This window comes from uncultured Winogradskyella sp. (assembly GCF_937958655.1).
Classification (GTDB): Bacteria; Bacteroidota; Bacteroidia; order Flavobacteriales; family Flavobacteriaceae; genus Winogradskyella.
The window spans coordinates 16,110-35,196 of record NZ_CALGNH010000030.1 but is presented as its reverse complement, the minus strand read 5'-3'; the positions used below and the strand labels follow the sequence as shown (position 1 = coordinate 35,196).

The window sequence follows — 19,087 nt, the reverse complement described above, 5'->3', positions numbered from 1 at the left end:
AACAAAGCGCTAATGAATATATATAGACGCACAAGGCGGAAAATGTAAGTTATACGTTTTATGTCGTAAAGACGGACGTGAAACTTACATTATAGATTTCAAAAGTAATGCCAAAATTATATAAATTCTATTATTACTTAATTCCTTTTGTCTATTAAAGTTATTTTTTGAGGTTTGCTTGTTATTCTAACCTACGGACGGACGCGTAATTTCATCATTACCATAATTTGAGATTTCTCACTACGATTGAAATAACAAACGGTTTAAGTTTTTAATTATCTAGTGTAATGCTAACGTTTGTGAAGTTTAAATTCCAGTTGCCATTATCTTTTTTATGGTCAATAGCAATTTTAATACCGTTAAAATCTTTATAGTTTTCAAAAGTGTTAGTTAACGATGGTTTTTCTGAGTTTCCTTTTCTAAATACCCATTCTTTAATTAGGTAACTGTTGTCATAATAAATATCATAAGCATCGCCTGGTGTGTAGCCGCCTTTTTCGCTATAAAGTAAGGTAATCATATTTAGTTGTTCTTTGTGTATTGGAGACTCGGCTGTTTTAGGCTTAGAAATTGTTGCTGAGGTGTCCCAAACGAGTTGAAACGGTGTAAATACCCAAAATTTATCATTTATAAAGGCTTTATCTGCATTTAGCGCCATACTATCTAATTTATTTCTATTGTATTTTACGATTTGTTCACCAGCCTTTATAACCACACTATCTTTTTTTGGAAACCAAATCCAAGACCTACCATTACCTTTTATGGTGTCTCTATCTACTTTAAATGTAAATTTCACCTCCGATACATTTTTCCAATTTTGGTAGCCGTGTGCATTGGCTATTTTTTCAGCTATACTAACCGCTTTAGCTTCAGTTTTGGTCACCGATTCTTTTTGTTCTGATTTACATGATACCAAAACGGATACACAAATAATAAATGCGGATAGATATTTCATGAGAAAGAAGCTTTAATTTAGATGCAAAATTAACCAACGATGGGAGATCACACTAATTATTTTGAAGTAAATAAAGCCACTTGGAATAAGAAAGTAGCCATACATGCTCAAAGTGAGATGTATAACATGGAAGCTTTTAAAGCAGGTAAAACGTCTTTACATGCTTATGAGCTTAAAGCTTTGGGTGATGTTAATGGTAAGTCATTGCTACATTTACAATGTCATTTTGGGCAAGATACACTGAGTTGGAGTAGATTGGGAGCCGATTGTGTTGGTGTAGATTTGAGTGATGAAGGTGTAAAATTAGCAAAACAGTTAAATAAGGACTTAAAGCTCAGTGCTGAGTTTGTCTGCTGTAATGTTTTAGATACATCTCATTACATTACTAAAACTTTTGATATTGTTTATACAAGTTATGGAGTTATTGGTTGGTTACCAGATTTAAAACCTTGGGCTAAAATGATTGCTGACCGCCTTAAGGTTGGCGGTACCTTTTATATTGTAGAGTTTCATCCCATTCTTTGGATGTTTGATTATGTAGATGGAAGCCCCAAAATGAAATACCATTATAACCAAAACGGCATTATTTATGAGGAATATGAAGGAACGTATGCTGACCAATCTTCTAAGATGGTGAGTAAGGAATATGGGTGGAATCATGGTTTAAGTGAGGTGGTTAATGCACTTATTGAAGCTGGGTTGCAAATTGAATACTTAAACGAATATGATGAAAGTCCTTATGATGTGTTTCCTGACTTAATAAAGTTAGATAATGGCATGTATAAAATGAAGAATCAATTATTTCCAATGTTATTTGAGATAAAGGCTACGAAAATTTAGTGATTTAAATACCTACAAGGTCTCCAAGACCTTGCAGGATACATATATTTATGATTTTCATAATCTTGAAAAAACACCTCTAAATTTCTCTGAAGGGGACATTCCTATCAACAAACATTAATACAATTGTCATCTTTAGAGGGCTTTACTTTTGTAAATCAATGCTTATCGTCATCCTTTAGTAACTCAGGAAACTTTGCTTTAAAACGATTTAACCTAGGAATAGAAACAGCTCTTATGTACCTTTGATTAGGATTTCGTTTTTCAAAATCTTGATGGTAGTCTTCTCCTTTATAGAATTTTTGAAATGGATATATTTCTGCTGCAATAGTCGTCTCTAGTTTTTTGGCTAATGCCGCTTTTTTCTCTTCAATGATTTGTTTTTGTTGGTCATCTTGGTAAAAGATAATAGAACGGTATTGAGGGCCTTTGTCTGGACCCTGCCCATTAACTTGTGTTGGGTTTTGAGAACCAAAATACACATCAACCAATGTTGCAAAGCTTACCACATTAGGGTCGTAAATAACTTCTACAGCTTCCGCATGGCCAGTGGTACCTGTATTACTTTTTTCGTAAGTGATATCTGTAGTATGTCCGCCAGCATAGCCGTTAATTACTTCCTCTACACCTTTAACACTTTCATATATCGCTTCTACGCACCAAAAGCAACCACTTGCAAAATAGGCTCTGGCTTTACCATTTTGTAATGGCACAACTACGGGTTCTGCTTCCATTACAGCTTTTTGTTTAGGGTTGGTTTGGGCTTGGTTATGGCAGCTAAATACTAAGAGTACGGCTAAAACCGTTAGAAGATTTTTCATGTGGATTTTCTTTTTTTAATAGACGTTCAAAAATACGATTCCTTAAAGTGAATTGTTTTAAAGTTTTATTAAATAAAAAAAGCCTTCACAAATTGTAAAGGCTTCTTATTTTATATTTTAAACTCATTATTTACTTAGTTTAGTAAATAGCTTTTCCATTTTTACTTTTTCTTCTTCTGCTAATGCAGCATCAACCAATATACGACCACTGTGCTCATCTGTAATTACTTTTTTACGAGATGCGATTTCTACCTGTACTTGTGGAGGAATTGTAAAGAAAGAACCGCCAGAAGCACCACGCTCAATTGGTACTACGGCTAAACCGTTTTTAACATTATTACGGATTCTTAGATAAGCTTTCACTAAACGCTCATCGATTTTCTTTTGAAAATCTGCCGATTTATTTAATAATGCTTCCTCTTCTTTTTCAGTTTCCTTTAAAATCTCATTAAGTTCACCTTTTTTATGCTTAAGATGATCCTTACGGTCTTTTAAACGGTCTTTAGTTTCTGAGATCACCTCTTTTTTCTGCTCAATTTGAGCTTTAAATTCTTTGATATGCTTTTCAGCCAATTGAATTTCTAATTCCTGAAATTCAATCTCTTTAGTCAACGAGTTGTACTCTCTGTTATTTCTAACATTGTTTTGTTGCTCGCTATATTTTTTAATTAAAGTTTTAGCTTCTTCAATTAAGTTCTTTTTGCCTTTAATTTCGTCATCGATAATAGCTAAGCTATCTTTTAATTTCTCTAAACGCGTACTTAAGCCTTCAACCTCATCCTCTAAATCTCTAACTTCTAATGGAAGTTCTCCTCTAACATTTCTTATCTCGTCTACTCGAGAGTCAATTAACTGTAAATCGTATAACGCCCTTAAACGGTCTTCTACAGTAGCTTCAGCTTTTTTTGCCATAATTATAAATACTTTACCGGATTTGTATTTGTCTTAGATAAAACGACTGCAAAACTAGTAATTTTTTTTGAGAGATAGTCGGTTAAAAACGATTTTGTGAACTGCTCACTTTCATAATGACCTATGTCGGCCAAAACTATGCTGTCTTCTGCACTAAAAAAGTCGTGATATTTAAGATCTGCGGTGACTAAAAGATCTGCCTTAGAAGCTTTTGCGGCGCCAATAGCAAAACTGCCCGAACCACCTAAAACTGCAATGGTTTTAATGGGTTTGTTACGTAATTTAGAATGTCTTATACAATCTGTATTCATTTTTTGTTTTATGAATGCTAAACATTCTTTTTCATCCATAGCGTCTTTAAGTTCACCAATCATTCCCATACCAATATGCTGATTGGTGTTTTCTAAGGTTGTTATTTCGTAAGCAACTTCCTCATAAGGGTGTGCTTTAAATAAGGCTTTTAGGATTTTACTCTCCAAGTGTTTTTTAAAGGTGACAGCAACTGAGGTTTCTGCTTCGGTGTGTAGCACTCCTTTTTTACCAATGGTAGGGTTAGAGGCTTCATTACCTTTATAAGTGCCCTCTCCTTTAGAACTAAAGCTGCAGGATTCATAGTTGCCAATATTACCAGCGCCAGCAGTAAATAAAGCCTGTCTTAATGCTTCAGCATGGTTTGTAGGAACGTAGGTTTGTAACTTTTTTATGGTGCCAGATTGTGGTATTAAAATCTTTTTGTTTTCTAAATTAAGTTGATCACATATAATAGAATTAACACCTTTAAAAGCGTTATCTAAGGCTGTGTGAATAGAGAAAATAGCAATATTGTGCTGTATGGCTTTAATAACTACACGTTCTACATAGGTTTTTCCTGTTAAATTTTTAAGGCCTTTAAAAATAATAGGATGAAAGCTCACTATCATATTACAACCCTGTTCAATGGCTTCATCTACAACAGCCTCTAACGTATCTAAAGTTACAAGGATACCTGTGATGGTTTGTTTTTTATCTCCTACTAAGAGCCCAACATTATCAAAATCTTCGGCATAGGCGAGTGGAGCAAGCTCATTGAGTTGGTCTATTACATCTTGAACAGTCATAAGTGCATATTTGTTTCAAAAATAATATATTTTAGTGCTCGTGAAGATACTACGCAATATATTGTTTCCGGTGGTGCCTATTTATTATCTAATAACTAGACTACGTAATTGGCTTTATGACAAGGGTTTTAAATCGTCTAAATCTTACGATATTCCTATAATTTGTGTTGGTAATCTTAGTACTGGTGGTACAGGTAAAACTCCTATGATTGAATATTTAATACGATTGTTAAAGGATAAAAAAAATGTAGCAACACTCAGTAGAGGTTATAAACGGATTACAGAAGGTTTTGTTTTAGCAGATAAAAATGCAACGGCTGATACTATTGGTGATGAGCCTTTTCAGTTTTTTAGAAAATTTAAGGGTATTAAAGTTGCTGTTGATGGAGACCGTCAAAATGCCATTGCTAAATTATTAGCTTTAACGGATAAGCCCGAACTTATTTTGCTAGACGATGCGTATCAGCACAGAAAGGTAAACGCTGGGTTTAATATTCTTTTAACGGCTTATTATAAGCTATATAGTGATGATATGGTTTTGCCAACTGGGAATTTAAGAGAACCTCGTTCTGGTGCTAAACGTGCGGATATTATTGTTGTTACCAAGTGCCCAAGTACGATTACTGATTCTGAAAAGAATACAATAATAGATAAGCTTAAAATTAGAAAGCATCAAAGGGTGTTTTTTAGTACAATTCAATATTCTGATAAGGTGATATCAACTACAGGTGAGTTAATCCTAAAACAACTGCCTAAATTTACTTTAGTTACGGGTATTGCAAATGCAAATCCACTGTTAGAATTTTTAAATGAAAATAGCTTAGCGTTTAATCATATTGAATATCCAGACCATTATAGTTTTAAGCCAGAGGATGTTGAAATGTTATCTCATAATGATTTAATTGTTACTACGGAGAAAGATTTTGTAAGATTGTCTGAGTATGAAATTATAGCGTCTAAGTTGTATTATTTGCCTATAGAATTGGCTATTGATAAACGAGACGATTTTGATAAAATGATTACTAATTTTATGGGTATTTAAAAGAAAGTTGACACAACTTCTTTACCAGAAAGGACATCGTATAGTTTACCTTCAAAGTCTTCTTGCTTAAAAGGTTTTGAAATAATATCGTTGAAACCAGCTTCACCAAACTCGTGCATTTTATCTTCTAATGTTACAGCTGTTAAAGCAAAAATAGTTAAGTCTTTATCAAAAGTTCTTATAATTTTAGTGGCTTCTAGTCCACTAATACCTGGCATATGTATGTCCATTAGAACAATATTATAAGTTGTAGTTTTTACTTGTTCTACGGCAGCTTCGCCATTATCAACCACATCACACGAAAGTCCCATTTTATTTAAGATCTTTTTAGTAATCATTTGATTGATCTTATTGTCTTCAACAATTAAAATTTTAACATCACTTAAATCCAATTCTTCCATTTTATTAATTTTTGTAATTTCTTCTTGTGGTTTAATAGCTATTTCAGCTTTTTCTAAAGGAATCTCAAAAAAGAACGTGGTGCCTTTGCCAAGTTCACTCTTAAGGTAAATCTTACCTTTAAGGATTTTAATAAGTCCTTTAACAATAGAAAGTCCAAGGCCAGTACCTCCATATTTTCTGTTAATTTGAACAGAGCCTTGGGAGAAACTATCAAACATTTGATCTTGTTTTTCTTTTGTAATACCAATGCCATTATCTTCAATTTCAAAGCGAATCGAATACACATCGTCTTTTAGACCGATTTTATAGGCGCGTATCCAGATGTCACCATCTTTTGTGAATTTAATTGCATTTCCAAGTAGGTTAATTAGGATTTGGGATATTTTTAATTGGTCACCATTATAGGTTTCAGGTAACGATTCTTCATAGTCTAGATGTAATTTGGTGCCATTGTTTTTTGCAGAATTGCTTAAGGCAGAGATCACATTTTCTATTTTATCTTTAAGGTTAAACGTTTCAGGGTCTAGTTCTACTTTATTAGCTTCAATTTTATTAATTTGAAGAATATCATTTATAAAAGTGAGTAAATAATCTCCAGAGAACTTAAGTGATTTTAAATGTGGTATTTGGTGCTCTTTAGGTTTTTCGTCTAATAACATATTGGTTAAGCCCGTAACGGCATATAGCGGTGTACGTAGCTCGTGTGTAACAGTAGAGAGAAAATTAGCTTTGGTCTTAGAGGCTAGCTCTGCCTTCTCTTTAGCCACTATAAGTTCATCATTTTTTTTGTGCAACATATTATTAGTCTTTAACCTTATGTTGTTGTTTTTATATAATGATAGGGTTAAAAGTGAGAGTATTGTAATTAGGGCAATACTTAAAATAGTGGTAATACGTGTAAAATTTTCTTCGGCATGTACTTCATCAATTTGCTGCTGTAATTGGGCGTTGGCATCATCTTTATATTTATTGATATATAAAGATGATACTCCTGGTGCTAAATTTGCACGTTTAACATCTAATATAGAATCGGATAATGTAATGTGTTGTTCTATATATTCGAGAGAATTTTTATAATTACCATTTTTTTGGTAGACATCGCTTAAGGTTAAGTACGCTTCATTTATATTTTCTATTATTTTATAAGATTTAGCAATCCTTAAGCCTTGTTGAGCCAAAGTTAGGGCGAGCTCATTATTATCTAAGGCGCTAGAAACTTTTGCGGATTCAATAAGTGCACTACTTAGTCTTCTGTTTTGATCATATTTTTTTGTAATTATGATTGTTTTGTCTAATTGTGCTTTTGCCTTATCGTAATTTTTTAATGCAATATACGCCTTGGCTTCATTTAGCGTCACCTCTGAAATGTATTCTTCTAAATCCTCTTGCTCAAAAAGTGTCTTTGCAGAATTATAATATTCAAGAGCCGCTTTATAATCGTTATTTGCGCTATGGATTACACCTTTAATATTATAGGTTATAGCTAAATTAGCGTAATCATTATGTTCGCGTTGAAGTTTTATTGCGGTTGTAAGCTCTACGATGGCTCTTTCTGTTTCACCAACGAGATATCTTAATTTAGCAATTTTAGTACGAACAATACCTTCGCTTTTTACGTCCTCAATTTTAGTTGCAATGTCTAAGGCGCTAGATAGATTACCTAGTGCGGGATAGTAATCACCACGATCAGCGTCTAGTTTGGCTTGGTCGACACGGTTCTGTAGTCTCAATGCTAATATATCTGAATCTTCTCCACCTCTTTTTTGTGCGAAAATTAGACTACTAGTACATACTATAAATACAAATATGTGGTATTTAACTTGAGACATTTTGTTAAAATTATTCAACAAATATAATTATTTATTCGATAAAAGTGTATTTTTATCCGATAAATTACATATTAAGTCTAAAATTCTAGAACTGTAGCCCGTTTCATTATCGTACCAACCTACGATTTTTACCATATTTCCGATGACTGATGTCATTTGAGCATCAAAAATACAGGAGTGCGAATTTCCAACAATATCAATAGATACTATAGGATCTTCGGTGTATTCTAAAATACCTTTTAAATGCGATTTAGATGCGGTTTTAAAAATAGTATTAACGGCTTTAATAGTCGTATTTTTTTCTACATTTATAGTGATGTCCGTTAATGAGCCGTTTGCTACAGGAACTCTAATACCGCAGCCTCCTATTACATTGGACAGATCTGGAAAAATCTTGGTAAGTGCTTTTGCAGCACCTGTAGTTGTAGGTACTATAGATTGGCCAGCGGCTCTGGCACGTCTTAAATCTCTATGAGGTTGGTCGTGTAAACTTTGATCCGTTGTATACGAATGTACTGTAGTTATGTAGGCTTGCTTAATACCGAAATGTTGCTTAATTAAAGCTATCATTGGAGCCGCATTATTTGTTGTACAAGATGCGTTAGATACCATAGTTTCATAACCTTCAATGCTACTATCGTTAACACCTAAAACGATAGTTTTTATATCATCATCTATTGCAGGAACAGATAATATAACACGCTTAGCGCCCTTATTAATGTGCTTTTGTAGGTCGGCCTTAGATTTAAATTTTCCGGTGGCTTCAATTACAAAATCAGGATTTACTTGAGTCCAGTCAATTAACTCTGGGTGGTTTTTATTATATAAAGGAATGGAGGTGCTATTAATGATAATATGATCTTTGTCTGAAGAGATCTCCTCCTTTAATACGCCATGAATACTATCATACTTTAAAAGATGACTTAGTGTTTTACAGTCTGCTAAGTCATTAATAGCAACAATTTGGATTTGAGGGTGCTGAAGGGCTAATCTAAAAACTCGGCGCCCAATTCTGCCAAATCCATTAATGGCAACTCTAATCATTAATTAATGTGTTTTTGAGCTTTGTAAGAAGATCTTACTAAGGCACTACTCTCTACATGTCTAAAACCAAGCTCTAAACCAATTTCCTTGTATTCATCAAACTCATCTGGGTTAATAAAGCGTTTAACAGGTAAGTGTTTTTTGCTAGGTTGGAGGTATTGCCCTATGGTTACTACATCTACATCATTTTCGCGCAAATCATGTAAGGTTTGTATAACTTCCTCGCGCGCCTCGCCTAGCCCTAACATAATACCAGACTTGGTTCTGCGTTGGCCTTGGGATTTTAAATATTTAAGAACTCTCATGCTACGGTCGTATTTTGCTTGTATCCGGACTTCGCGTGTGAGGCGTCTTACGGTTTCAATATTATGTGACACTACTTCTGGTGCAACATCTATAATTCTGTCAATATGTTTTTCTATACCTTGGAAATCTGGTATTAAGGTTTCTAAGGTGGTTTGTGGATTCATTCTACGAACGGCCTTAACCGTCTCTGCCCACATTATACTTCCCATATCTTTTAAGTCGTCTCTATCTACGCTCGTTAATACAGCATGTTTAATTTGCATAATTTTTATGGAGCGCGCTACCTTTTCTGGCTCGTCCCAGTCTACGGTTTCTGGTCTGCCAGTTTTTACACCGCAAAATCCGCAAGAGCGTGTACAAACATTACCTAATATCATAAAGGTAGCTGTGCCTTCTCCCCAACATTCACCCATGTTTGGGCAGCTTCCTGAGGTGCATATTGTATTTAATTTGTATTTATCGACAAGGCTTCTAAGTTCGGTGTATTTTTTACCTGTAGGTAATTTTACACGTAGCCACTTAGGTTTGCGTTCTGGTAAAATGTTTGAATCTACTTTGGTCTCCATTTAATTTTTCAATTTCAATAAACAAAGATACGAAGTAAAAAATTAAAGTAGGGTTAAATACCATAGGCCAAATCCAATGAGAAAAAGAATACCAAGGCATGATAAAACATGCAATTTTAAGCTTGGTCTCCAGAGTTTTGGAGTATGCTTTCCGGAGATTAACGTGTAGTTAATAATAGCATAAAATGGTGCGGTAATGAAAGAAAGAATTGTAGCTATTTTAATTAATAAACCCATTTCTGAGGCCAAAACAAAAAAGATGAATAGCGTGCCAAAGGCTAAAATGAGTATCCAATATAAATACCCGTTTTTAAATCTTTTGTTAAAAATTAAATTTGTGCTTTTAGACATGGCTCTTGGAGAAGCGTCTAAAGTTGTAATTGTAGTACTAAACATGGTTGTAAATGCCGCAATACCAATTACCACATGAGCCCAATTACCAAGACTTTTAGTGTACAAATCAATAAGTTGATAAGAAAATACAGCAGCTTTATTACTAAAGGTTTCTCCACTATTAAACATTACAAAATAACCAAGACAAACAAAAGCAACTCCAAGAATTACAGCGCCAAAATAGCCAATATTAAAATCTAACAAAGCCCGCTTAGGTGAAAAATCATTTTCATCTTTCTTCTTTTCTATGGCCCAAATTGAGTGCCAAACGGAAATATCTAAAGGTGCAGGCATCCAACCCATAAAAGCAATTAAGAATGCAACTTTAGTAGTGTCTTTTGGTAATATTTGAACTAATGAAATAGGTGATTCAAATTCTGAAAAAGCAAAACATACAGCAACTAATGTGCTAATGGTTAGTGTAATAATAATAACTTTAATAAGCTTGTCTAAAGTAGCGTAAGTTCCTAAAAATAAAATGAGAAGACAGATGCTTAGAATAATTATAGTCCATAATTCTACACTAGATATACTTTGTATTCCCAAATTTAAAAAACTAATATCACCAAATAGTGAATTTGCTAAACCAGCAGTAACTATGGTAACTGCTGCTTGTATTGTAAACATTGTGGCTAAGTTTAATAGAAAATAGGTAATAAGTATTCCTTTACCTAATTTATAATAGCCTTCTAAGAGACTTTCGCCAGTTGCGGAGGCATAGCGAGGCCCATATTGAAAAAAGGGATATTTAAATAGGTTAACCAACAAAAGCGCCCAAAGTAAGCCTAAGCCAAAATCAGCGCCAGCTCTTGTGGACTGTACTAAATGTGATACACCAATGGCTGCACCTGCAAATAATAGTCCTGGTCCTAATTTTTTTAGCGTCGTAAACATTATGATGTGGTAATAATCGCTGCTAAGAGTTTTTTGGCTCTTAAGAGTTTTACCTTAACATTATTTATTGGTGCATTAAGTTCCTGAGATATTTCTTTATAACTCAATTCTTGAAAGTACCTTAAGTTAATTACCTCTTGGTAATGTGGCTTCAGCTTTTTTATATCTCGTAGTAACTTGGCCAAGTTTTGTTCGGTTATAATTTTATCTTCTGGAGTAGGTGAGTCGTCAACAATTTCTAAATAGTTGTTCTCATTGTCTTTAGAGGTGCTTTGTATTATTCTATTCTGTTTTCTAACTAAATCAATATGAATATTTTTAGAAATTGTGATAAGCCAAGTACTAAACTTATACTCCTCTTTAAAGGTTTTTATTTTATCAAAAGCTTTTGAAAATGTTTGGATTGTAATGTCCTCAGCATCATTTTCATTTTTAGTACGTTTTAACTGAAATGAATAGACATCATTCCAAAAGGTATCTAATAAAAAATTAAACGCAATTTGGTCATTATTTTTGGCTTTAGTAATTGCGTCTTTTATTTCCAATGTTTTGGTGTAGCTATAAGATTTGCACTAAAGATACTTAATTGTGTAGTAATTAAAAATAATTCTAAAAAAGGTGATATAAGAACAAGATTAGTATCCTCTAATTTTTTAGCTGCTAAGCCAAAGCTAAAAAGTTGAATAACGAAACGTAGGCTTATTAAGACCGTGAGTAGTTGCCAATGGTCTCCCAGAGTTAATAATAGTATGCCTAAAACCCAAAATAATAACTGAGACGTATAAAATAAACCTAGTAATATTTTGTGCTTTGTTTTATATAACCTCGATGTGCTAATATGTCTTCGTTTTTGTAATATCCAATCTTTAAACGTTTTTTTGGGTTCGGATTCTGTGAAACTTTCTTTAGATACGCAGATAGCAGTGTTTTGAGCGTGGGCAACTTCGTTTATAAACAAATCATCGTCTCCAGATTTAATCGCCATGTGCCCATTAAAACCATTATTGTAAAAAAACAATCCTTTACGATATGCCAAATTTCTACCAACACCCATGTAAGGTATTCCTAAATTGGCATACGAAAAATATTGTAATGCAGTCATTACAGTTTCATAACGAATTAATTGGTTTAATAGAGATAATCGTTTTTTAGCATAAGCACCATAACCCAACACAATAGCCTTTTGGTTAGAAAATTTGCTACTAACATGCGCTAACCACTGGTTAGATATAGGTCTGCAATCTGCGTCTGTAAAAACCAAAAAATCATGACTTGAGGCTTTTATACCAAGTGTTAAAGCATATTTTTTATTTCCCCAAAACGCTTCATTAGTTTTTACGTCTACTATTTTAATTCTATTATGTTTAGCTTCAAATTCTTTCATTACCTCTAAAGTCTCGTCAGAAGAGCTGTCATTAACTAAAACTATTTCGAAGTTTGAATAGGCCTGACTTATAATAAAAGGAAGATTTTTCTTTATGTTTTGTGCTTCATTTTTTGCACAAATAATAACAGAAACTGGAATATGTTTTTTTAAATAAGTGTCTTCTCGTTTTATTGAAAATGAAAACAAAAAACTAAGGTAGTATATAACTTGAATACTTACTATTACTGCAAAAACAATAAATAGTATTGTAGTAAAACTCATTAAAGGCTATGAGTGTTGAGGTTCGTTACAATTATCAAACTGGTCTGGTGTTTTTCCGCAGAAACCACATGCTTCACCTTCTCTATTTAACATAGGGTTTTGACTGGCACACGTCCCTGCAAATTCGCCATCTTTTTTTGCCCATAGTTTTATAGCAATACCAGCAATGGCTAGGGCTAACAATCCAAGAGTGAGGAATAATAATTTCATAATAATACAACTATTTATGCAAAGATAGGGCTTTTACATTTATTCTGCACAGGCTTTAATTGTGACCTAAAACGGAAGTCTTGGGTCTCACAATTAGAAATATTTATTAACTAACTTATTAATTATCAATTATGAAGAAATTATTTGCAGAATTTTTTGGAACATTTTGGCTTGTGTTTGGAGGTTGTGGTAGTGCAATTTTTGCTGCAGGTTTTCCTGAATTAGGGATTGGATTTGTAGGAGTGTCTTTAGCCTTTGGTTTAACCGTATTATCAATGGCATATGCTGTTGGGCACGTGTCTGGTGCGCATTTTAATCCTGCTGTATCCATAGGGCTTTGGGCTGGTGGTAAATTTGAGGCTAAAAATTTAATTGGTTATATCATTGCCCAAGTTGTAGGAGCTACAACAGCTGCCTGTGCACTTTATCTTATTGTTTCTGGGCAATCTGGTTTTGAATCTGTTGGTGGGTTTGCATCTAATGGATATGGAGATTTGTCACCTGGTGGGTATAGTATCACATCTGTAATCATCGCTGAGATTATTTTAACGGCATTTTTCTTATTAGTAATACTTGGTAGTACCTATCCTAAAGCTCCAAAGGGATTTGCTGGTATTGCTATAGGATTAGCATTAACTTTAATTCATTTAATTAGTATTCCAATCTCTAATACGTCAGTTAATCCAGCAAGATCATTGAGCCAAGCTTTATTTGCTGATGGCGCTTATTTATCTCAAGTATGGGTGTTTTGGGTGGCTCCAATCGTAGGTGCTATAATTGGTGGCATTATTCATAAATCATTTTTCGCAAAAGAATAACATCTTAAAAGGTTGTAATAAATAAAAAGAGGCTTCTTTAAAGAGGCCTCTTTTTATTTACAATTTTTATGATACAGCAATCAATGACTATTGTTTTAATGAAACTTCAGCTACTGCATTATCGTTAGCATTGTTTTCTGTGCCATCTGTACCTATTTTAATACTTAGTGCTAGGGCGTCTTCCATATACGGAATAGGTTTTAATTGACGTTCTGACTCGTCTAAGATCCCTAAATTAACCATTCTGTCCTGCAGTTCTGCCCAAATTTGATAGTGCTGATCTTTTGGTAATTGTGGTAAGGAGATCACATCAATCATAGTTGTTTTGTCAACAGGATTAATATAAGCTACAGTCTTTAAGTTTTTGGCGCGCTCATTTCCATTGATGACATATTTTTTAGCGTCTGGATTGTTGAGATTATTTAGCACTTTAGATAATTCGTTAAGTTTAGAGTTGTTATTATCAATATCTCCTCTGAGGTCAAAAATTTCATCGACTACAATGTTATTCTCATCTGTTAACTCTAAGTTTTTTTGATAAAGAAGAAAGGACATGGTTGCAAATAATACTGCAGCAGCACTCGCAGCAATACTGTACCATGGTGTTTGTTTTTGCTGAACGAGTTGTATAACTTTAGTATTACTAGTGTCGTCTAGCTCTTCTAGTATGTTAGATAATATATTTTTAGGAACATTTGTAGCACCCGCTTTAGCTATAATCTCAAGGTTATCTTGTAGCTTCTGATATGCGTCTGCGGCTTTTGGGTATGTACTAATAAAGTACTCAACTTCTTTGTTCTCTTCAATAGAAGTTTCGCCTACTAAATACTTGTTGAGTAGATTAGAATCTAAAAACTTATGTAATTTCTTATCCATGTCATTAGTTTAAGGATTATAAACTTTTTTAAGTTCGCGTAATCCAATTTTTAATCTCGATTTAATTGTGCCTAGTGGAATGTTTAATTCATCACTAGCTTCTTGTTGTGTCATACCCTGAAAAAATAAGGCGTCTAACACAATTTGGTACTTTTCTTCTAAACGGCCAACGTGGTCTTTAATATCCAAGACGTCTTGGTTTAAATTGCTTGTTGGAAGTATATATACGTTAGAAGTATCAATTTGGACTTCTTTATGGTAGCGATTATTAAAACTTCTCAGTTTATCAATGGCTGTGTTTCTAGCAATTCTAAAGAGCCATGTAAAAAGTTTTGCTTTACTGGCATCGTATTTATGCGCATTTTTCCAAATTTTCACAAAGGTTTCCTGTAAGGCGTCTTCTGCTATTTCTTCGTTAATAGTGATTTTTAAAATAACACCGTATAAACTATTAGAATAGTTTTCGTAGAGAAGATTTATAGCACGTTTGTCCTTTACCTTAAGTAGGTCTATAATGTTTTGCTCAGTAGATGTAATACTCAAAATGTTAAAATCTTATTTAAGAACATCCAATTAGGATTTTATATCGTAAATATAGTTAATTAGACCTTAAGGGTTAATAGCAACATATATTTTTAGAATAATGTGCGCTACTAAAAGCGAGTGTTAATAGCATATTTAAATTATTCTAAATTCAGAAGCTACAATGAAAATTGTAGCTTTTGTTTTATATGATATTCACTTCAGTTTCTATATCTATTTTAAAGAGTCTTTTAATGGTTTCTTTAATTAAAATGGCTAAAGTAAATATGTCTTTCCCGTTTGCATTTCCGTAATTAACTAAAACTAGGGCTTGTTTATTGTGTACTCCGTAATCATTAAAACGTTTGCCTTTAAAACCAGCTTTTTCAATAAGCCAGCCCGCAGGTACTTTTACGGCTTTATCAGATACTTTATAGGATGGTATTTCAGGAAAGTTTTGGCTTAGCTTTTGAAATTGTTCAATAGAAATTACAGGGTTTTTAAAAAAGCTTCCGCTATTCCCAATCTTTTTAGGATCGGGTAATTTACTTTGTCTTATTGCAATAACAGCCTTAGATATATCTTCTATTGTTGGCTTGGCAATATTAAATGTATTGAGCTGTTGCTTTATAGCACCATAATTGAGATGGAGTTGATGATGAACTTTCGTTAACTTAAAGTTGACACTTGTTATGATATAGTTTCCTTTGAGTTGCTGTTTAAAAACAGATTCTCTGTAACCAAATTTGCACTGGTCCTTGGTGAATGTTTTTACCTTTTGGGTTTTAATATTTATGGCTTCGCAACTCACAAATACATCTTTGAGTTCTACACCATATGCACCTATGTTTTGTATGGGTGCTGTGCCAACATTCCCAGGAATAAGGGATAAATTTTCTATACCACCATAGTTATGCTTAAGGCACCATACTACAAAATTATGCCAATTTTCACCTGCCATAGCCTTAATAATAACGGCATCTTCCGTCTCACTAAATATACTAATGCCTTTAAGGTTAATGTGTAAAACAAGTGCTTCAATATCTTGGGTAAGTAACATATTACTGCCACCTCCAAGGGTAAATATAGGTTGAGTATTATGTTTCTTTAAAATGTCTTCTAAGCTGTTAATATCTGTGATATTACAATATAGTTTGGCTTTTGCGTCTATGCCAAAAGTGTTAAAGGGTTGTAAAGAAACATTTTTTTCTATGACCATTAATCTTTATAAACTTTTAAAGCTTCTGCTAAAACTTGTACAGCTCGTTTTAAACTTTCCTCATTTAAGACATAAGCAATTCTAATTTGGTTATTGCCAACATTTGGTGAGGAGTAAAATCCTGCGGCAGGAGCAACCATAACGGTATTGTTATTATAATCGAAGGATTCTAATAACCAACGTGCAAAATCATCTGAATTTTTCACAGGTAACTCTGCAATGCAATAAAACGCTCCATTAGGTTTGGCCACTTTTACACCTGGGATGTTTTGAAACTCAGCAATGAGCAAGTTTCTTCGGTTTACATAGTCTTCAATTACATCATCAAAATAACTTTGTGGAGTGTCTAAAGCAGCCTCACTAGCTATTTGTGCCAATGTAGGAGGACTAAGACGTGCTTGTGCAAATTTTAATGCTGTTTTTATAACTTCTTTATTCTTTGAAACTAAGTAACCAATACGAGCACCACACATGCTATAACGCTTAGATACAGAGTCTATAACAATAGCATGGTTCTCTAAACCTTCTTCTTGTAAAATAGAATAATGGCTAATACCATCGTAAACAAATTCTCTGTAAACTTCATCTGCTATTAAAAATAAATCGTGCTTTTTTACGATGGAAGCTAACTTTTTTATTTCCTCTTTAGAATATAAATAGCCTGTAGGATTACCAGGATTACATATTAAAATAGCTTTTGTTTTGGATGTGATTAATTTTTCAAATTCTTCAATAGGTGGTAATGCAAAATTATCTTCTATCTTAGAAATTACAGGAACAACATTTACACCAGAGGCTGTTGAAAATCCGTTGTAATTGGCGTAAAAGGGTTCTGGTATTATAATTTCATCATCTTCATCCATAATACTACCAAAGGCAAATAATAGCGCTTCGCTACCACCAGTAGTTACTATAATGTCGTTATGGGTAACATTAATAGAATTACGCTTGTAATAGTCTGCAATTTTTAGTCTATAATTTTCAGAGCCTTCAGACCGAGAATAAGCAAGTATATCTAGTGAATGATTCTTAATAGCATTTAGAGCAATTGCAGGTGTTTTTATATCTGGTTGACCAATGTTGAGGTAATACACAGTTTTTCCTTTTTTTTCTGCATCTTCAGCAAAAGGTACCAATTTTCTAATTGGTGACTCAGGCATGGTTATTCCTTTTCTTGAAATTTTTGGCATTATAATTAATTTAGAGAGCAAAGGTCTTAAATTTCTTAAATTATTTGTAAAAAAAGAACCTTAAATATACTGACAATCTAAAGATTTGTAAATTCATTTAAAAATACAGCTATTGAAATTGTTTTTTAGGTATCTAAGTTTATGTTTTGTAGGGTTATCTTGTAGTTTGCTTTATTCTCAAAGTGGTTTTTTTCTTAATACTCAGGAAAGTAAAAAAATTAAATTTGAGTTTACAAGTAATCTCATAATTTTACCTGTAGAAGTCAATGGAGTTACTTTATCTTTTGTTTTAGATTCTGGCGTAAGTAAACCCATTTTGTTTAATCTTTCTGAGAGTGATTCTTTAAATTTAAAAGATACCGAGACCTTTTTTTTACATGGATTAGGTGCTGATGGAAAAATAGAAGCCTTAAAATCTAAAAATAATATATTTAAAATTGGTGATGCTATTTCAACCAATCAAGATTTGTATGTTTTATTTGACAATTCTATAAACTTTACACCTAGGTTAGGCGTGCTTGTTCATGGCATTATTGGGTATGATTTGTTTAAGAATTTTGTTGTTGAGATTAATTATAACTCTGAGTATATAAAGATTTATAAGCATGAGACGTTTAAACTAAAAAACTCCAAAAAATGGCAGACTATCCCTATAAATTTATACCGAAGAAAACCTTATGTAAATGCTAATGTGTTTTTTAGTGAGCAAAATATAAAAACTGTTAAATTATTAATAGATACTGGGAGTAGTGATGCATTATGGCTTTTTGAAGATATTAAAAATGGAATTATACCAGATACTGAAAGGTTTTTTAGGGACTACCTTGGTAAAGGGCTTAGTGGTTCAGTTTATGGTAAACGATCAAAGGTTAAAAAATTTAATCTTGCCAACTATAATTTGAACGATGTTAACGTCTCTTTTCCAGACCCGTCTTCTGTTGATCTTGCAAAGATGCACAAAGACAGAAAAGGAAGCTTAGGAGGGGATATTTTAAAAAGGTTTAATATCATTTTTGATTACAGAAATCAAGATATTCATTTAAAAAAGAACTCTTATTTTAAAAACCGCTTTACGTATAACAATAGTGGAATTATACTAGAGCATAATGGTAATATGTTTGTAAAGGAACGTGTAAATATCTCTAGGCAAAATCAGCCCTCAAATGGTTATAGTTCTGTCCGTAATAATGATAAGTCTAGTAGGGCAGTAAAAATCGATTATTCTATAGATTATATAATGCGGTTAAAGCCCGCCTATAAAATCGTTGAAATTAGAGAAACGTCTAATGCTTATGCATCTGGTTTAAGGGTTGGAGATATTGTGATTAGTATTAATAAGGTATTGGTTTATAATTATAGATTACCCGAAATTAACCAGTTTTTCCATGACAAAACAGGGACAACGCTCACTATGAAAGTAGAAAGAGACGGCAAAGAAAAATTCTTTAAGTTTAAGTTAGATGATGCTTTTAAAATAAATAAGCCCTCAAACTGAGGGCTTTA

At 33.1% G+C, this 19,087-nt stretch carries 19 protein-coding genes; 4 read left to right on the top strand and 15 right to left on the bottom strand.

Annotated elements, in window-relative coordinates; genetic code table 11:
• Window positions 1-271 precede the first annotated feature (271 nt).
• Window positions 272-955: a hypothetical protein gene (locus Q0800_RS06430; RefSeq protein ID WP_299128422.1), complete on the bottom strand. Its 684-nt coding sequence runs from the start codon at window positions 953-955 to the stop codon at window positions 272-274.
• A gap of 39 nt (window positions 956-994) precedes the next feature.
• On the opposite strand from Q0800_RS06430, the gene Q0800_RS06425 reads away from it, so the two are divergent.
• A complete protein-coding gene (locus tag Q0800_RS06425) occupies window positions 995-1,795 on the top strand; it encodes a class I SAM-dependent methyltransferase (RefSeq protein ID WP_299128421.1) in 801 nt (266 codons plus the stop codon).
• A gap of 158 nt (window positions 1,796-1,953) precedes the next feature.
• Here the strand turns inward: Q0800_RS06425 and msrA are convergent, their stop codons facing one another.
• The 3 genes from msrA to Q0800_RS06410 form a co-directional block, all read right to left on the bottom strand.
• Window positions 1,954-2,616 carry a peptide-methionine (S)-S-oxide reductase MsrA gene (gene msrA, locus Q0800_RS06420; RefSeq protein WP_299128420.1) on the bottom strand — a complete coding sequence of 221 codons (663 nt, stop codon included), beginning with the start codon at window positions 2,614-2,616 and terminating at the stop codon, window positions 1,954-1,956.
• 126 nt (window positions 2,617-2,742) lie between these two features.
• Window positions 2,743-3,528: a C4-type zinc ribbon domain-containing protein gene (locus Q0800_RS06415; protein WP_299128419.1), complete on the bottom strand. Its 786-nt coding sequence runs from the start codon at window positions 3,526-3,528 to the stop codon at window positions 2,743-2,745.
• A gap of 2 nt (window positions 3,529-3,530) precedes the next feature.
• Window positions 3,531-4,625: a Nif3-like dinuclear metal center hexameric protein gene (locus Q0800_RS06410; RefSeq protein WP_299128418.1), complete on the bottom strand. Its 1,095-nt coding sequence runs from the start codon at window positions 4,623-4,625 to the stop codon at window positions 3,531-3,533.
• A 40-nt stretch (window positions 4,626-4,665) separates the two neighbouring features.
• Between Q0800_RS06410 and lpxK the strand changes: the two genes are divergently transcribed.
• Window positions 4,666-5,667, top strand: coding sequence for a tetraacyldisaccharide 4'-kinase (lpxK, locus tag Q0800_RS06405; RefSeq protein ID WP_299128417.1), 1,002 nt, complete (start codon window positions 4,666-4,668; stop codon window positions 5,665-5,667).
• Here lpxK and Q0800_RS06400 read toward each other — a convergent pair.
• Genes Q0800_RS06400 through Q0800_RS06370 form a run of 7 tightly spaced genes read right to left on the bottom strand, consistent with a single transcriptional unit; the run spans window position 5,664 to window position 12,959 of the window.
• Window positions 5,664-7,898 carry an ATP-binding protein gene (locus tag Q0800_RS06400; protein WP_299128416.1) on the bottom strand — a complete coding sequence of 745 codons (2,235 nt, stop codon included), beginning with the start codon at window positions 7,896-7,898 and terminating at the stop codon, window positions 5,664-5,666. The genes lpxK and Q0800_RS06400 overlap by 4 nt on opposite strands.
• A 27-nt stretch (window positions 7,899-7,925) precedes the next feature.
• Window positions 7,926-8,942: a type I glyceraldehyde-3-phosphate dehydrogenase gene (gap, locus tag Q0800_RS06395; protein WP_299128415.1), complete on the bottom strand. Its 1,017-nt coding sequence runs from the start codon at window positions 8,940-8,942 to the stop codon at window positions 7,926-7,928.
• Window positions 8,942-9,814: a lipoyl synthase gene (gene lipA, locus Q0800_RS06390; protein WP_299128414.1), complete on the bottom strand. Its 873-nt coding sequence runs from the start codon at window positions 9,812-9,814 to the stop codon at window positions 8,942-8,944. Before lipA ends, gap begins: the two co-directional genes overlap by 1 nt.
• A gap of 42 nt (window positions 9,815-9,856) precedes the next feature.
• Window positions 9,857-11,101 carry a divalent metal cation transporter gene (locus Q0800_RS06385; RefSeq protein WP_299128413.1) on the bottom strand — a complete coding sequence of 415 codons (1,245 nt, stop codon included), beginning with the start codon at window positions 11,099-11,101 and terminating at the stop codon, window positions 9,857-9,859.
• On the bottom strand, window positions 11,101-11,646 hold the full coding sequence (locus tag Q0800_RS06380) for a sigma-70 family RNA polymerase sigma factor (RefSeq protein WP_299128412.1): 546 nt from the start codon (window positions 11,644-11,646) through the stop codon (window positions 11,101-11,103). Before Q0800_RS06380 ends, Q0800_RS06385 begins: the two co-directional genes overlap by 1 nt.
• Window positions 11,637-12,749: a glycosyltransferase gene (locus Q0800_RS06375; protein ID WP_299128411.1), complete on the bottom strand. Its 1,113-nt coding sequence runs from the start codon at window positions 12,747-12,749 to the stop codon at window positions 11,637-11,639. The genes Q0800_RS06380 and Q0800_RS06375 overlap by 10 nt, the downstream gene beginning before the upstream one ends.
• A 6-nt stretch (window positions 12,750-12,755) precedes the next feature.
• Window positions 12,756-12,959 carry a membrane or secreted protein gene (locus Q0800_RS06370; RefSeq protein ID WP_299128410.1) on the bottom strand — a complete coding sequence of 68 codons (204 nt, stop codon included), beginning with the start codon at window positions 12,957-12,959 and terminating at the stop codon, window positions 12,756-12,758.
• A 131-nt stretch (window positions 12,960-13,090) separates the two neighbouring features.
• On the opposite strand from Q0800_RS06370, the gene aqpZ reads away from it, so the two are divergent.
• The gene (gene aqpZ / locus Q0800_RS06365; protein WP_299128409.1) at window positions 13,091-13,777 is read left to right on the top strand and encodes an aquaporin Z; all 687 of its coding nucleotides are present in this window, start codon (window positions 13,091-13,093) and stop codon (window positions 13,775-13,777) included.
• Between the two features lie 87 nt (window positions 13,778-13,864).
• Here aqpZ and Q0800_RS06360 read toward each other — a convergent pair whose 3' ends face one another.
• The 4 genes from Q0800_RS06360 to Q0800_RS06345 form a co-directional block, all read right to left on the bottom strand.
• Complete coding sequence (locus tag Q0800_RS06360; RefSeq protein WP_299128408.1) at window positions 13,865-14,653, bottom strand: anti-sigma factor; 789 nt, start codon at window positions 14,651-14,653, stop codon at window positions 13,865-13,867.
• Between the two features lie 9 nt (window positions 14,654-14,662).
• A complete protein-coding gene (locus tag Q0800_RS06355) occupies window positions 14,663-15,196 on the bottom strand; it encodes a sigma-70 family RNA polymerase sigma factor (RefSeq protein ID WP_299128407.1) in 534 nt (177 codons plus the stop codon).
• 184 nt (window positions 15,197-15,380) lie between these two features.
• Window positions 15,381-16,394, bottom strand: a complete 1,014-nt coding sequence (gene murB / locus Q0800_RS06350) for a UDP-N-acetylmuramate dehydrogenase (protein ID WP_299128406.1) — start codon at window positions 16,392-16,394, stop codon at window positions 15,381-15,383.
• Complete coding sequence (locus Q0800_RS06345; RefSeq protein ID WP_299128405.1) at window positions 16,394-17,584, bottom strand: pyridoxal phosphate-dependent aminotransferase; 1,191 nt, start codon at window positions 17,582-17,584, stop codon at window positions 16,394-16,396. Before Q0800_RS06345 ends, murB begins: the two co-directional genes overlap by 1 nt.
• A gap of 166 nt (window positions 17,585-17,750) precedes the next feature.
• Between Q0800_RS06345 and Q0800_RS06340 the strand changes: the two genes are divergently transcribed.
• On the top strand, window positions 17,751-19,079 hold the full coding sequence (locus Q0800_RS06340) for an aspartyl protease family protein (protein WP_299128404.1): 1,329 nt from the start codon (window positions 17,751-17,753) through the stop codon (window positions 19,077-19,079).
• Window positions 19,080-19,087: the final 8 nt, after the last annotated feature.